The sequence below is a fragment of the Gallaecimonas zhanjiangensis genome (assembly GCF_057624825.1).
This window is the reverse complement of record NZ_CM172603.1, coordinates 784656-798603: the sequence shown is the minus strand read 5'-3', so window position 1 is coordinate 798603 and position 13948 is coordinate 784656. Positions and strand designations below refer to the sequence as shown.

Here is a 13948-nt window from a genome sequence, read left to right as displayed (position 1 = left end):
CGCAATAACAAGTCATACAATATCACTTTAACGTCAACGGAAATCAATGGACAGCAAGATGACAACAAAAATCAGCACCCTCGCAGCCGGTGCATTGCTGCTGAGCAGCCAGGCCTTTGCCGCCAACCCGCTCTTTACCGATCAGTACCGCACCGCCGATCCGGCCGCCCTGGTACACGACGGCACCGTTTACCTCTACACCGGCCACGACGAAGCCAAAGACAACAAGACCTTCTTTCATATGAATGACTGGCTGGTGTTCTCGTCCACCGACATGGTGCACTGGCAAAGCCACGGGCCGCGGTTGTCGGTCAAAGACTTCAAATGGGCCAAGAGTGATGCCTGGGCGTCCCAGGCCATTGAAAGGAATGGCAAGTTTTACTGGTATGTGGCGGTGCGCCACGACGACAGCCACCCCGGCTTTGCCATCGGGGTGGCGGTGGGCGACAGCCCCATCGGCCCTTTTAAAGACGCCATCGGCAAGGCTCTTATCACCAACGACATGACCACCGACACCCCCAACGACTGGGACGACATCGACCCGTCGGTGTTTATCGACGACGACGGCCAGGCTTATCTCTTTTGGGGCAACACCAAGCCGCGCTACGTCAAACTCAAGGCCAACATGGTGGAGATGGACGGCCCCATCCACGCCCTGGATCTGCCCCACTTCACCGAAGCGCTGTGGATCAACAAGCACAAAGACACTTACTACCTGTCTTATGCCACCGGCTTCCCGGAGAAAATTGCCTACGCCACCAGTAAATCGGTGACCGGCCCCTGGCACTATCAGGGCATCCTCAACGAAGTGGCCGGCAACAGCCCCACCAACCACCAGGCCATCATCGACTTCAAAGGCAAGTCCTACTTTATCTACCACAACGGCGCGGCCCAGCCCGATGGCGGCGAGTTCCGCCGCTCGGTGGCCATAGACCGGCTCTACTACAACCCTGACGGCACCATGAAACGGGTGGTGATGACCAGCGAAGGCATCACCACCCCGGCCAAGTAAGGAATAGACGCCGAGGCCTTGACCCTGGCGTCAACCTGCTTTTATATTTTGAGTATTATTGTAATACAAATACAGCAGCACGAGGGCAGCATGCGTTTAATCCAATTTATGACTTCCGGCCACGAACGGGCCGTGGGCCTGGTGGCTTCCGCTACCGAAATCAAACCCTTGAATGATGTGTCCAGCGTCTATCAGTTGGCCAAGGCCGCCATCGCCAAGCAGGCGTCACTGACCGATCTGGTTAACCAATTGGTGGCAGACGAGACCCTGAGCTACGACGCCATCGTCAATGATGGCCGCCTGCTGGCGCCCTTTGATCATCCCGATCCGGCCCACCTTTATGTGACCGGCACCGGCCTGACTCACCTGGGCAGCGCCGATACCCGCGCCAACATGCACGCCGCTACCAGCAAGAAAGACGCTGAACTCACCGACAGCATGAAGATGTTCAAGATGGGTGTCGAAGGCGGCAAACCGGCCGATGGCGAGCTGGGTGTGCAACCGGAGTGGTTCTACAAAGGTGATGGCAGCATCGTCGTGGCCCCGGGCCAGGCGCTCACCTCTCCCGCTTTTGCCCTGGACGGCGGCGAAGAGCCGGAGATCGCCGGCTTTTATGTCAACGATGACAAAGGCCAGCCCTGGCGCATCGGTTTTGCCATCGGCAACGAGTTCTCCGACCACGTCACCGAGCGCCAAAACTACCTGTACTTGGCCCACTCCAAGCTGCGCCCCTGCGCCGTGGGCCCGGAGCTGCTGATCGGCGAGCTACCCAAGGACATTCGCGGTTATTCACGCATTGTGCGGGGCGGCCAAGTGCTGTGGGAAAAACCCTTCTTGTCAGGCGAGGACAACATGTCCCACACCATCGCCAACCTTGAAGGCCACCATTTCAAATACGGGGTGTTCTGCCGCCCGGGAGATGCGCACCTGCATTTCTTTGGCACCGCCACCTTGAGCTTTGGCGACGGTATTGAAACCCAGGAAGGGGATATTTTTGAAATTGCCGCCCCGGAATTTGGCCGGCCGCTACAAAACCCGCTGAGAAAAGCCAGCGACCCATTGGTGAAAGTAAAAAGCCTTTAAAAAGAAAAACCGGCCTGATGGCCGGTTTTTTTTATGAGGCATTGGCAGCGCGCTGCGCGCTCATGTCTTTTAAGGTTTGTTCCAGCGCCTTTTTGGAATTAGTGAGAATCGCTTGCATTTCGAATTTGGCGCGGGAAGGGTCACCTTCCTTTATGGCCTGAAATACCGCTTTGTGGCCAGGCAAGGAGGTAACAAATTCATTGGCGGTGGCACTGGAAAGGCGAAATGAACTTTCCAAAGCACGTTCGATGGTCATCCCCAGGGAGGCCATAAATTCATTATTGGTGGCATCCAACAAGGCGATATGAAAATTCAAATCGCTGGTATAAACCGCATCGGTGCCGTGCTCGGCCTTTTCCATCTCCAGGTAGGCTTCTTCGAGGGTGTTTACCTGCTGCTCAGTGCGGTGCATGGCCGCCAGGGCCGCCGCGCTGGGCTCAAAGATCTCGCGCATTTCATACAGGGAGATATAAAACTTGGGCTCGGGGTTATTATCAAAACACCAGCGCAGCACGTCTGGGTCAAACATGTTCCAGTTTTTGCGTGGGCGAACACGAGTGCCTAATTTAGGGCGGGATTCAATCAAACCTTTGGCGCTTAACATTTTAAAAGCTTCGCGCAGCGCGGTGCGGGAAACGCCCATTTCTTCGCCAATACTGGTTTCGTTGGGAATATAATCGCCAGGCGCATAGACCCCGCTGACAATTCTTGAACCCAATTCCTGGGCTACCCAAGAGTGAATACTTTGCGGTCTATTCTTAGCAGGACTTGCCATGCATATTCCTTTGTATGGGCACCATTCGACCCAATAAGCCAGAATTCAGAGGCCACCCGGGCAGGCAATAATACGGTGGCTAACGTTCATATGATAAGAGTTATCCTAGCGTATTATCTCGCCCAAGCCTATCGGCTGTTCGGCCATAGATAGCGCGCAGTGTACCTCGCTACCGTCAAGAAATAACCACTGCCGTCACACTTCCTAGGCATATACAAACCAATACACATTCGATTTGCTTGCCAACGATTGGTTGTGCATTCAAGATGATAAGACCAACGCCCAACCAAAGGACGCCCTGGTTACCATGCTAAGACCCATCTGGCTATGGTTGACTGCAAGCCTGGTGTTCTTGGCCGTTCTGGTTCTTGCCGAGTATGTGGTCCGGCTGCAAGAACTTCATGCCAGGGAGGCAATGCGCGCCAAGCAAATGGCTTCCCTGACCGAACTGCGCACAGCAATCGAGTCAGATCTGAATGCCACCCTGTATTTGGGCGGCGGCCTTGTGTCTTTTATTCGTGCCCGCCCCGATGCCAGCCAAGGCGACATCGATGCGCTGATGGCCGACATCTACCACAACAGCCACCACTTAACGCACCTGGTTACTGCGCCAAACCTAGTGATCCGCGACATCTACCCGCTGACCCCCAGTAACGCCAATGTGCTCGGCCTCGATTACCGCAAAGTACCGGCCCAGTGGCCGGCGGTGGAAGCAGCCATTGCAGCCAGGCGCACTGTCATCGACGGCCCGGTGCGGCTGGTACAGGGTGGCACGGCCATCATCAGTCGCACACCGGTATTTTTACCAGGGGGCAAACTCTGGGGCATGGTGGGCATGGTGCTGGATTTAGACGCGGTGTTAGCTGACAGCGGCTTTCATCGCTTGAGCCGCCAGTTTGCGCTGCGCTTGGTCAACCCGGACAAAAAAGACAGCCTTATCGCCGGGGTCGACAAACTGCCAAGCGCTCAGTTCAACCTGCCGGTGCGGGTGCTGGGCGATACCTGGCAGCTGCAGGCCAGCCCCCTTGAGGCGCCCACGTCTTCGCTCTTGTCCCATGCAGTTGCACTGCTGGTGGCGCTGCTGGCAGCAGTGATGGTGTATCTCATCCTCGCCGAGCACCGTAAGGTGCAGTTTTTGGCCCACCACGACACGCTCACCGGCTTGCCCAATCGCCGCCACTTTATTGGGCAACTGGAGCAGGTGCTGCACCAATGGCGCCAGCGCCGCCGGCCCTTCGCGCTTTTTTATCTCGATCTCAACGGCTTTAAAGGCATTAACGACCAGTACGGCCATCAAATGGGGGATGCGGTATTGGTGGAGGTGGCCAAACGGCTGCGCCAAGCGGCCAGAGGCCACGACTTGGTAGCACGTATTGGCGGCGACGAGTTTGTGCTGTTGCTGTCGGACTTGGCCTCAACCAAAGACGGTGATGAAACCGCCAGGCGCTTTTGCCTGGCGGTACAAAAGCCCATGGTGCTTAACGGCCACACTTTGCTGGTAAAAGTGGCCATGGGTAGGGCCCGCCCCGGCCAGGGCCGGGACGACGCCGATGGCCTTATTCGTCAGGCAGACATGGCCATGTACCGGCAAAAAACCGAACTTACTTCTTAACCCACTGCCCTTCAGGGGTCTTGATGTACTCGCCTTTGGCGGTGCGCTCAATGGCCTTTTGCCCGGCCAGCGCCGCCACTTGCTCGAGGCTGATACCGTTTTTGCGGGCAATGCTCAGGTAGGCATCACGGCGCTTTTGGTTTACCTCCTGGGCCAGGGCCACGGCGTCAGGGGTTGCTTTTACCACCCCGAGAAAGCCATCAGGCTGCTCGCCAAGCAGGCCCTGGCTCTTGGCCTGGTCCAAAGTCATGGCGAAGGCCGCCAGCGGAAGCATCAGCGCGGCAGCCAGGGTCCAAAGTCGTTTTTTCATGGGATACCTCAAAACAGTCCGCTTTCTTTGTCAAAAAGGGCGTCCAGATCCTTGTCTACTTTTACCCGGATCTCGTGCTCGATTTTGACGTTGAGATTGATGGTGATGGGTTCCTTGGGCGCCTCAAGGGCCACCCTGGGTGAACAGGCCGCCAGCATCATGGTGGTCAGTGCCATGGGCACCACCCATATTTTCATGGTTTGTCTCCCTGCTCTTTGAGTTGTGCTTTGACTTTGTCTGCCACTTCTTCCCCTATCCGCAGGCTGCGCAGCAACTGCCGCAGGTTCTCCTGGTGAGAGTAATGAAGATTTACCGGCAAGTCTTGCTGAGGATTATGACCCTTTATCAACACCTTGAGGGTGGCTTGTCCGTCTTTGTTCATATCGAACCCGGCATTGAGGGTATCTACCGCCAGGTTGCCAAGGGCGTCCATGGCAATTTTCACGCCGCTGTTGCTGGCCTTGAGGCTTTGCACCGAATCCACATTCAGCACCTCGATGGCCACAGGCCCAGTGTTGGCGAGCTCGCCCCCTACAATGCTGATGCCATCATGGCCCAGTACCATGGGAATGCGCCCCGACACCCGGCCGCTCAAGGCCACCACCGGCTTGGCCTGCAAGGCGGCGATGCTGGCTAGGTTAAGGTCATCAAGGGCGACTGGTTGCGGTGTGCCGCCGGGCCAATCGAGGGCCTTGGCGCTAAGGCTGCCGCCCAATAGCGCGGCCTGGATATCACGAAAATGCCACTGGCCCTGTTGGTAGTTCGCCTTACCTTCAAGGCCGGTTACCGAGGTGCCGATGTCGATGCTGGTAAGGCTGGCACTGCCGTTGGCACTGAGCGCTTTGTCAAAATTGACCTTGAAATCCGCCGCGCCGCCTTGAAAAGCGCTGGCACCCCAAAGCCCCGAAGCCTGGCGCACCGTGAGTTCCCCCGCCGCCTTTAGCGCCGGCCATTGCCAGTTACCGCCAAGGGCCAGCTCGCCCCCCTCAAAGGTCACCGGCAGCGCCTGGCTCACCCCAGCACCCAAAGCCAGATGCCCTTGAACCTTGCCGCGCCAGCGCTGCAATTGGCGCTGAAAATCGCCGTCAAGCTGGCCTTGCCAGCGGGGAATACTGAGTTGCCAGCGGCCTTGTTGCCCGGCAAGGATAAACTGCCCCTGCCAGGCCGGCACCCTCGCGTCAGAGCGCACCAGCCCCTGGCCCTTGATGGCCAGCTGCCCATTAAGGCCGTCTTTAAACAACAGGTTAGTGGCCAGGCTCAGCTCGGCAGGCAGCAGCAGATTTTGCTGGATAAGCCCTTCGTCAAAGCGGATGTAAGAGCCTGCCAGCAGCATCGGCTCCGGGCTTAGCCGGTAGGCCCCTACCAGATGCGCCGCGCCGCCTTTATCCAAGAGCGCCGAACTGTCGGCCTTGATGCCCCCCAGCAAACCGGTTTGGTCCTTGGCGAGGGTCACAGTGCCGTTTACGCGTTTACCCTGATACTGCCAATCGAGGCCCAGGCTCAGGGCCGGCTGGTTAAAATGCAGCACTTGGGTAGCGCTGTTTGCAAGGGCCCCTGTGCCGTAATCGCCACTGACCGCCAAGGTAAAAGGCGCGAGACTCAGCTGCGCTTGGCTGAGCTCAAAGGGCACCTTGCCTTTGATGTCCTGGCTTTCAACACGCCCGCTAAGCCCAGCGTTGCCAGCAAGATTCACCTGCCCAGGCTGCCAGCTAAGCTGCCCTTGGCTATCAAGCCTTAGCTGCTGGTATTGGCCAGCAAGGCTAATGGGCGCCTCGCCTTCGCCCGCAAGCGCCAATTGCAAGGGTGCTGTGAGGTTGAGCTCACCACCGGCGCGCGCCAGCTTAGCGCTGCTGACCGTCAACCACTGGCGGTCAATAGTGCCTTGGGCAGCGACGCCCTGGCCGCCGAGCTGCCAGCTTGCTTGTTGTAAATCGCGGCTGCTGGCTGCCAGGTGCAGCGGGCCAAGAGGCGAGCCGACATCGGCGCTACCAGTCAGGGCCAGGTTGCCATCAAGGCGCCCCTCGCCATGGAGTTGCCAGTCAGCCGTAAAAGAAGCAACAACCAGAGGCGCACGGCTTTGGGCATCCAGCTGCCAGGCATCGCCTGTTAGTTTGGCATCGGCCACAAAGGCAAGCCGTTGGCCGGCGACAGTCAGCCCGTCGCTTTGGGCCTTGGCGCTCACCTGTTGCAGCTTGCCGTCAAAAAGGCCGCTGCCGCTTAGGCTAACCACGCCTTCGGTTGGCGAAACATCCTCAAGGGTGCCGGTAAAGGTGAACTGGCCATCAGGCAGCTGCCAGTGAAGGGCAAGCCGAGATTGTTGGTAATGAACCTTGGCCTCAAGACTGTCGCCCAGACTGGTGAGCTGCACGCGAACAGTGGGGAAATCCTGGTAGGAAAGCTTGGCGATACTGAGCTGGCCTTTGGGTAAAGCCGGAATGCCGGCGCTAGCGCCGCCCGGGCAAGGGGTAACAGCAAGCGCATCGGCGCTTAGTTGCAGCGGCCAAATGCCACTGAGGCTAAGGCCACGGGCTTTCACCAGCTCGCAGCCTTGTTGGCGGTAAACCAGCTGCTCGGCATGCCCCCAGCCAAGGCCGGTGAGGCTAAGGCCGCGCGGCCACAGCCAGGCTAGCGCCAGGGCAACCACCACCGCCAGCCCAACCAGCACCGCCGCCCCCCACTTCAACACCGCCATGGCCGCCCTTTTCGTTGTGTTCCATTTACTTAAGGCTAGCGCCCTGTCTTGAACCGGCCGTTAATTGCAAGGTTCAGACCCGCCATCATATTGGGCATAATGGGCCTCAAATTGAAAGCGTCAGGGAAGTCTATGCACCGTCAGTTTGCCGTTATCGGCTTGGGCCAATTTGGCCAGACCATCGCCCTTGAACTCATGCGCCAGGGCCACGAAGTATTGGGCCTGGACAGCGACCAGAAAGTGGTCAATCAACTTGCACCGCAGCTTACCCAAGCCCTGGTGGTCGATGCCACCGACGAAAACGCTCTGGCCGAGCTGGGCCTGGGCCACTGCGACGCGGTAGTGGTGGCCATCGGCGAAGATATTCAGTCCTCCATTCTTTGCACCCTGCATTTAAAGACCCTCAAGGTAAAACAGGTGTGGGTAAAGGCCCTGAACCCGGCTCACCATAAAATTGTTGCCAAGCTGGGGGCCGACCGTATCGTCCACCCAGAGTATGAAATGGGCCTGCGCGTAGCCCAGAGCCTGAACTACCCGGCAGTGCAGGACTACATCGCCCTTGGCAACGAGAGTTTTATTGTCGAGGTGGAGGCCTCCGAGGCGCTGGACGATAAAACTGTGGCCGACTTGGCCTTGAACGACAACGAAGTGGCGCTGGTAGCCCACAAGCGCGGCACCGATCTGATTAAAACGCCGCCGGAGTCGCTGGCCCTCGCCAAAGGCGACACCCTGGTATTGCTGGGCAAACTGCCGGCCCTGCAAGCACTGTCGAAAACCCTATGAAACAGTGGCACCAGACCATTCGCCCACGGCAATGGCAAAACCAGAAGAGCCTGGCTGCCAGCCCGCCCATGGTGCTGGCCGGCGGTTTTTTCGTGCTGATCCTGTTGGGGGCCGCGCTGCTGCTGTTGCCCTGGTCGCGGGTTGGGCCACTGTCGGTGGGGGATGCGCTCTTTACCGCCACCTCGGCGGTCACCGTGACCGGCCTTGGGGTGGTGGATACCGCCACCCACTTTACCTATCTGGGCCAAGGCATATTGCTGCTGCTTATCCAGTTTGGCGGCCTGGGCTTTATGACCTTCGGGGTGCTGGTGTTGCTGCTGCTCTCAGGAAGGGTCTCGTTCAGCCACCAGTTTTTGGTCAAGGAAAGCTTAAACCAGACCCAGCTAAGTGACGTGATGCGGCTGGTGCGACACCTCGCCAGGTTCGTGCTGATAGCCGAGGGCCTTGGCATAGTGCTGCTGGCGCTGTGCTGGGTGCCGCAGATGGGCTGGCACAAGGGCCTGTGGCATGCGCTCTTCTACACCATTTCCGCCTTTAACAACGCCGGTTTTGCGCTGTCGTCCGACAGCCTCAGCCAGTACGTAGACTCAGGCCCGGTGAACCTCATTATCACCGCCTTGTTCATGACCGGCGGCATCGGCTTTGCGGTGGTGTCGGAACTGGCGCAAAAGCGCAGCTACAGCCGCCTTAGCCTGCACTCGCGGGTGATGCTGCTGGGAACCTTGATGCTGGCGCTGGGGGGCATGGCTCTCTTTTTACTGATTGAATGGCAAAACCCCGCCACCCTTGGGCACCTGAGCACCGGCGGCAAGCTGTGGGCAGCCTGGTTCCAGTCGGTTACCGCCCGCACCGCCGGCTTTAACACCATCGACATGGCCGCCATGACCCCGGCCGCAGTGATGCTGTTTTTGCTGCTGATGCTGATTGGCGCCGGCCCCGGCTCAACCGCCTCTGGTATTAAGGTCACCACCTTTGCGGTGTTGCTGGCCGCCACCCGCGCCTTTTTGCTGCGCCGTCCCCAAACCAAGCTTTTGAACCGGGCAGTGCCGGCGGTATCGGTGTTTAAGGCGTTGGCGGTCACCCTGCTAAGCCTGATGCTGATATTCCTGGCGGTGTTTGTACTGGCCATCAGCGACCACGACAAACCCTTTTTAGACCTGTGCTTCGAGGTGGTGTCGGCCTTTGGCACAGTGGGGCTGACCCGGGGCATTACCCCCGAGCTCAGCGCCACCGGTAAAGCGGTGATCATGGTGATGATGTTCCTGGGCCGGGTTGGACCTTTGACCCTGGGCTTTTTGCTGGCCACCCCACGAGTGCACCGGGTGCGTTATGCAGAGGAGCCGGTGGCCATCGGCTGACAAAAAAGCCCGGCTTAGCCGGGCTTTTTCATACCCCTTCGCGCTGATGGGGTATGAGCCAGTCAAGATCTGGCCCTTTGGGCACCACAGCTGTGGGGTTGATGGTGCGGTGCGAGCCGTAGTAGTGCCCCTTGATGTGGGTGAAATCCACGGTCTCGCTGATGCCGGGGTACTGATAGAGCTCTTTAACGTACTCAAACAGGTGCGGGAATTCGCTGAGCTTTTGGCGGTTGCACTTGAAGTGGCCGTGGTAGACCGCGTCAAAACGGATAAGGCTGGTAAAAAGCCGCCAGTCCGCTTCGGTCAGGTGCTTGCCCACCAGGTAGCGCTGGCGCGCTAGGCGGTCTTCTAACGCGTCGAGGGTGGCAAAAACGCTATCGTAGGCCGCTTCGTAGGCCTCTTGGCTGGTGGCAAAGCCGGCCTTGTAAACGCCGTTATTGATGTTGTCGTAAACAATGGCGTTGATGTCGTCTATCTCCCCGGCCAGGGCCTCGGGGTAGAAATCACGCTCGTTACCGGTCAGCTCGTTAAAGGCGCTATTGAACATGCGGATAATTTCCGCCGATTCATTGGAGACGATGCGGTTGGTGTGGGTGTCCCACAACACCGGCACCGTTACCCGGCCCGAGTAGTCGGCCTTGTTGCGGGTGTAGAGCTGGTGCAGGAAGGATTGGTCAAAGAGTGCATCGCCGCTGGAGCCGGTGTCTTTATCAAAAGTCCAGCCGTCTTCGAGCATCAGATAGCTCACCACTGTCACCGGAATATGGCTCTCAAGGCCCTTTAACTTGCGAAAGATGAGGGTGCGGTGGGCCCAGGGGCAGGCCAGGGACACATACAGATGATAGCGGCCACTTTCGGCAGCAAAGCCGCCATCACCACTGGGGCCAGGGCTGCCGTCTGCGGTTACCCAGTTACGCAGCTGCGCCGCTTCGCGCTTGAACTCGCCACCGCTTTTGCTGGTGTCGTACCACTTGTCCTGCCATTGGCCGTTGACCAGAAGTCCCATCACTCACCTCCATTCTTTATCTGCCCCAATGGCAACACAGCACAAGCTTAGACGCCACTTTAAAAAAACGAACAAATCCCTTCGCTTAACTGAAAGAAAGCCGCCTGCGGCAAGGTCTTACAAGGGGCTGAAGTGGAAGGTGAGCGATGGCGTTATTTATTCGAGCAGTACTGGTGCTGTTTCTGACCTGGCAGGGGCTCTCTACCCTGATGTCCAAGGGCATGAACCTTAATTTCCTGATGACCAGGGGGCCATTGATGTTCCCTGACTGGCTGCCCATGGGCTGGGCCGGGCTACAGCTGCTGCTGGCGATCTGGCTGCTTACCCCGCGATACCGCCAGGCACTTTGGCCATTGTTGCTGGTGCTGGCCGCGCCGATGCTGGCGCTTTTTTGCTACCCGGTGTGGATGCAAAGTAGCGGCGGTTTTCCCGCCATCGGTGCCGGGCAAACCCTCATCAAACAACTGGCGGTATGTGCCCTGCCCCTTTGGCTGCTGGGCTATCGCCAGCAAAGCAAATGGCTGGGTATGACGGGGCTGGCGCTGGTGTTTATCTGGCTTGGCGCCATGAATTTTACCCAGGCCCAGGCCGGTGATTTGGCCATGCTGGTACAAAGCTCGCCGCTCACCCGTTGGCTAGACACCTTGCTTGGCTCAAAAAACGTCGCCACCCTGGCCGGAGCCTGGGATCTGCTGGCCGCCGCCCTATTCCTGATACCCGCCAGCCGCCTTTGGGGCGCCCTTGCCATCAGCCTGGCGCTCCTTATCAAGCTGCACTTTCTGGCCACCTTCGACGACGCCCTGATGTACTGCTGGCTCACCGCCACCGGCGCTGACCTACTTAAAAGTGCGCTATTACTGGTGGTTGCCTGGTTGTGGCCAGAGAAGTCGACAAAACCGAAACAGTGAAACTCCTGATTTGGGCGGCCGGGTCGTTGCGACGCTGCGCTCAGTTGATGACACTGAGGCCAGTAACTCCCAAACGACGCTCGTAATAAGGATTTCCCATGACTAGACCCAAGCTCGTGTTCCTGGCCGGTTCCGCCAGGAAAGACTCTCTCAATAAAAAACTCGCCGCCTATGCCGCCAAAGTCGCTGACCAGCATGGCGCCGACGTCACTCTGGTCGATCTCGCCGACTACCCCATGCCCCTGTATGACGGCGACCTGGAAGCCGCTGAAGGGATCCCGGCCAATGCCAAGGCGCTGCGCGACCTTTTTGCTGGCCATGACGGCTTTTGTATCGCCTCCCCCGAATACAACTCGGCTTTCAGCCCTTTGCTGAAAAACACCATCGACTGGATGTCCCGCCCCGACGGTGCCGTGCCCGGCCTTGTCGCCTTTCACGGCAAGACCGCGCAATTGCTGGCCACCAGCCCTGGCGGCCTTGGCGGCCTGCGTGGCCTAGTGATGCTGCGGATGCTGCTGGGTAATATCGGCGTGCTGGTGATGCCTGACCAACTGGCCATCCCCGCTGGCCACGAGGCCCTTGAAGCTGACGGCAGCCTGAAAGCGGGTCCCTTCAAAGAAATGCTGGCTGGCCAGCTTTCTCACTTTGTGGCGCGCAGCAAAGCCTGAATTTCAGCCATAAAAAAGGGCTCACCGAGGTGAGCCCTTTTTTTGTCTCTTATTTTACTGTTCCAGCGGTCTTGGCTCTTCCTTAGCGCCCGCCAATTGCAAGCCGGGACAGCTGGTGTACCAGTCGTTGGCGTTTTGGTAGAGCTTGGTTTTCACGCCCATGATCCCCAGCAAGGAGTGGAAGATATCGTCCTGAGAGTGGGGCATGTCGGCCCGTTTTTGCAGGCACTGGTCATCCACGCCCAGTTGCTGTTGCAGGCCGGCTGACAGCCAGGTGATACCGGGAATATGGGTTTGCTGGGGTGGCGCCATCCAGCGCGGCGCGCCGTGCAGGTAGATGCCGTATTCGCCAAGGGACTCACCGTGGTCAGACAGGTACAGCATGCCGGTGTCATAGCCCTTGACCCCTTTAAGGAAGGTGATGAGCTGCGCCAGCACATGGTCGGTGTAGAGAATGGAGTTGTCGTAGGTGTTAGTGAGCGCTTCCTGGCTGCAATCCTTAGGCTCGTTACTTTTGCAAACGGGCTTGAAACGCTCAAATTCCGGCGGATAACGCTTGTAATAGGCCGGGCCATGGCTGCCCATCATGTGCAGCACAATGAGCACGTCACGAGGCTTAGGCGGTAGCACTTTGTCGAGCTGATACAGTAGCCCCATATCAAAGCACTCTTTGTTGCAGTTACCGGGTTGCTCGAGGCTCTCCACGGTTTGGTAGCTCACCCGGGTACAGACATCCTTACAGCCGGAGTTGTTGTCGCGCCAGACCACATCTACCCCGGCGCGGGCCAGGATATCCAGCACGTTGTCACTGTATTTGGATTTTTCTACGTCAAAATTGCTCTGGTTTTCATAAGAGAACATGCAGGGCACGGAGATAGCCGTGGCGGTGCCGCAAGAAGAGAGCTTGGGAAAGTTCACTACACCGGCCTTGGCCAGTTCAGGGGTGGTATTGTTCCGAGAGCCATTAAGGCCAAAATCATCGGCGCGGGCGGTTTCACCTACCACCATCACCACCAGCCGTGGCCGTTCAGGCGTTTTCAAGGTGGCATCCAGGCCCAGTTGCTGGTGCTTGAGCGGCGCGCGGGTCAGGCTGGCCACATATTTACCGGTACCCACCATCCAGTTGGCGGGGCTGACATCATGGCGCAGCTCGCGGTAGTTACGCACAGTACCGGCCAGCAGGTCATATTGCATCCAGGGCACGGCAACCGTTGCCACCAGTGCTGCCACCAGCCAGATGCCGCGTACACCGAGGCCACGCAGGCCTTTGGGGTAAGTCAGGGGCAGGCGCCAGAACAATACCAGCAGCGCCACCACCGCCAGGATCACACCGATAAGGGCGGGGCTGACCAGATCGGAGACTTCAGCAGTATCGGTTTCCATGACGTTACGGATCATGTCCTGGTCGATACCGATGCCGTAGCTCCAGGTGAAATAGGTGGCCATGGCAGTGATGAAAAACAGCACCGACACCACAGGTTTAAACAGGGGTTTGAAGGTAAAGAGCATCAGCAGCAGCGTGATGACGCCGGTAACCAGCCAAGACACCACCAAGCCCATGTCGATCCGCTCGGCAATGGGAATGGGCAGCGCGGCAATTTTGCCGTACAGCACCAAGTTACCAACAATAACGATAAGCAGTGCAGACAGCACCGCCCAAGTGAGCGATTTACGGAACATGGCAAGACCCCTGAATAAACCCAGCCAAGGCTATGCCAGTCAACTTAAGCGCTTCTTAAAA

At 58.3% G+C, this 13948-nt stretch carries 13 protein-coding genes; 7 read left to right on the top strand and 6 right to left on the bottom strand.

All coding sequences use genetic code 11. The features are described from left to right. Positions 1-58 precede the first annotated feature (58 nt). Positions 59-1012: a glycoside hydrolase family 43 protein gene (locus AC22G1_RS03765; RefSeq protein WP_487315576.1), complete on the top strand. Its 954-nt coding sequence runs from the start codon at positions 59-61 to the stop codon at positions 1010-1012. 90 nt (positions 1013-1102) lie between these two features. Beyond that, positions 1103-2095 (top strand): AraD1 family protein, encoded by a 993-nt coding sequence (araD1, locus tag AC22G1_RS03760; RefSeq protein WP_487315575.1) that lies wholly within the window; start codon positions 1103-1105, stop codon positions 2093-2095. Positions 2096-2126: 31 nt separating this feature from the next. On the opposite strand, the gene AC22G1_RS03755 is transcribed toward araD1, so the two are convergent. Then, the gene (locus AC22G1_RS03755; RefSeq protein WP_487315574.1) at positions 2127-2870 is read right to left on the bottom strand and encodes a FadR/GntR family transcriptional regulator; all 744 of its coding nucleotides are present in this window, start codon (positions 2868-2870) and stop codon (positions 2127-2129) included. Between the two features lie 307 nt (positions 2871-3177). Between AC22G1_RS03755 and AC22G1_RS03750 the strand changes: the two genes are divergently transcribed. After that, the gene (locus AC22G1_RS03750) at positions 3178-4482 is read left to right on the top strand and encodes a diguanylate cyclase domain-containing protein (protein ID WP_487315573.1); all 1305 of its coding nucleotides are present in this window, start codon (positions 3178-3180) and stop codon (positions 4480-4482) included. On the opposite strand, the gene AC22G1_RS03745 is transcribed toward AC22G1_RS03750, so the two are convergent. Genes AC22G1_RS03745 through AC22G1_RS03735 form a run of 3 tightly spaced genes read right to left on the bottom strand, consistent with a single transcriptional unit; the run spans position 4472 to position 7484 of the window. Beyond that, positions 4472-4792, bottom strand: coding sequence for a YdbL family probable chaperone protein (locus AC22G1_RS03745; RefSeq protein ID WP_487315572.1), 321 nt, complete (start codon positions 4790-4792; stop codon positions 4472-4474). The two genes, AC22G1_RS03750 and AC22G1_RS03745, sit on opposite strands and share 11 nt — an antisense overlap. 8 nt (positions 4793-4800) lie before the next feature. Next, entirely contained in the window at positions 4801-4989 is a 189-nt protein-coding gene (locus AC22G1_RS03740) for a YnbE family lipoprotein (protein ID WP_050660268.1), read from the bottom strand. After that, entirely contained in the window at positions 4986-7484 is a 2499-nt protein-coding gene (locus AC22G1_RS03735; protein WP_487315571.1) for an intermembrane phospholipid transport YdbH family protein, read from the bottom strand. Before AC22G1_RS03735 ends, AC22G1_RS03740 begins: the two co-directional genes overlap by 4 nt. A gap of 132 nt (positions 7485-7616) precedes the next feature. Between AC22G1_RS03735 and AC22G1_RS03730 the strand changes: the two genes are divergently transcribed. Both AC22G1_RS03730 and AC22G1_RS03725 read left to right on the top strand, forming a co-directional pair. Then, positions 7617-8267, top strand: a complete 651-nt coding sequence (locus tag AC22G1_RS03730) for a potassium channel family protein (protein WP_487315570.1) — start codon at positions 7617-7619, stop codon at positions 8265-8267. After that, a complete protein-coding gene (locus AC22G1_RS03725) occupies positions 8264-9625 on the top strand; it encodes a TrkH family potassium uptake protein (protein ID WP_487315569.1) in 1362 nt (453 codons plus the stop codon). Before AC22G1_RS03730 ends, AC22G1_RS03725 begins: the two co-directional genes overlap by 4 nt. A gap of 28 nt (positions 9626-9653) precedes the next feature. Here AC22G1_RS03725 and AC22G1_RS03720 read toward each other — a convergent pair whose 3' ends face one another. After that, positions 9654-10631: a glutathione S-transferase family protein gene (locus AC22G1_RS03720; RefSeq protein WP_487315568.1), complete on the bottom strand. Its 978-nt coding sequence runs from the start codon at positions 10629-10631 to the stop codon at positions 9654-9656. Between the two features lie 146 nt (positions 10632-10777). On the opposite strand from AC22G1_RS03720, the gene AC22G1_RS03715 reads away from it, so the two are divergent. Further along, the gene (locus AC22G1_RS03715) at positions 10778-11539 is read left to right on the top strand and encodes a hypothetical protein (RefSeq protein ID WP_487315567.1); all 762 of its coding nucleotides are present in this window, start codon (positions 10778-10780) and stop codon (positions 11537-11539) included. 98 nt (positions 11540-11637) lie between these two features. Then, complete coding sequence (locus AC22G1_RS03710) at positions 11638-12207, top strand: NADPH-dependent FMN reductase (protein WP_487315566.1); 570 nt, start codon at positions 11638-11640, stop codon at positions 12205-12207. Positions 12208-12261: 54 nt separating this feature from the next. Here the strand turns inward: AC22G1_RS03710 and AC22G1_RS03705 are convergent, their stop codons facing one another. After that, on the bottom strand, positions 12262-13887 hold the full coding sequence (locus AC22G1_RS03705) for a phosphoethanolamine transferase (RefSeq protein ID WP_487315565.1): 1626 nt from the start codon (positions 13885-13887) through the stop codon (positions 12262-12264). Positions 13888-13948 lie beyond the last annotated feature (61 nt).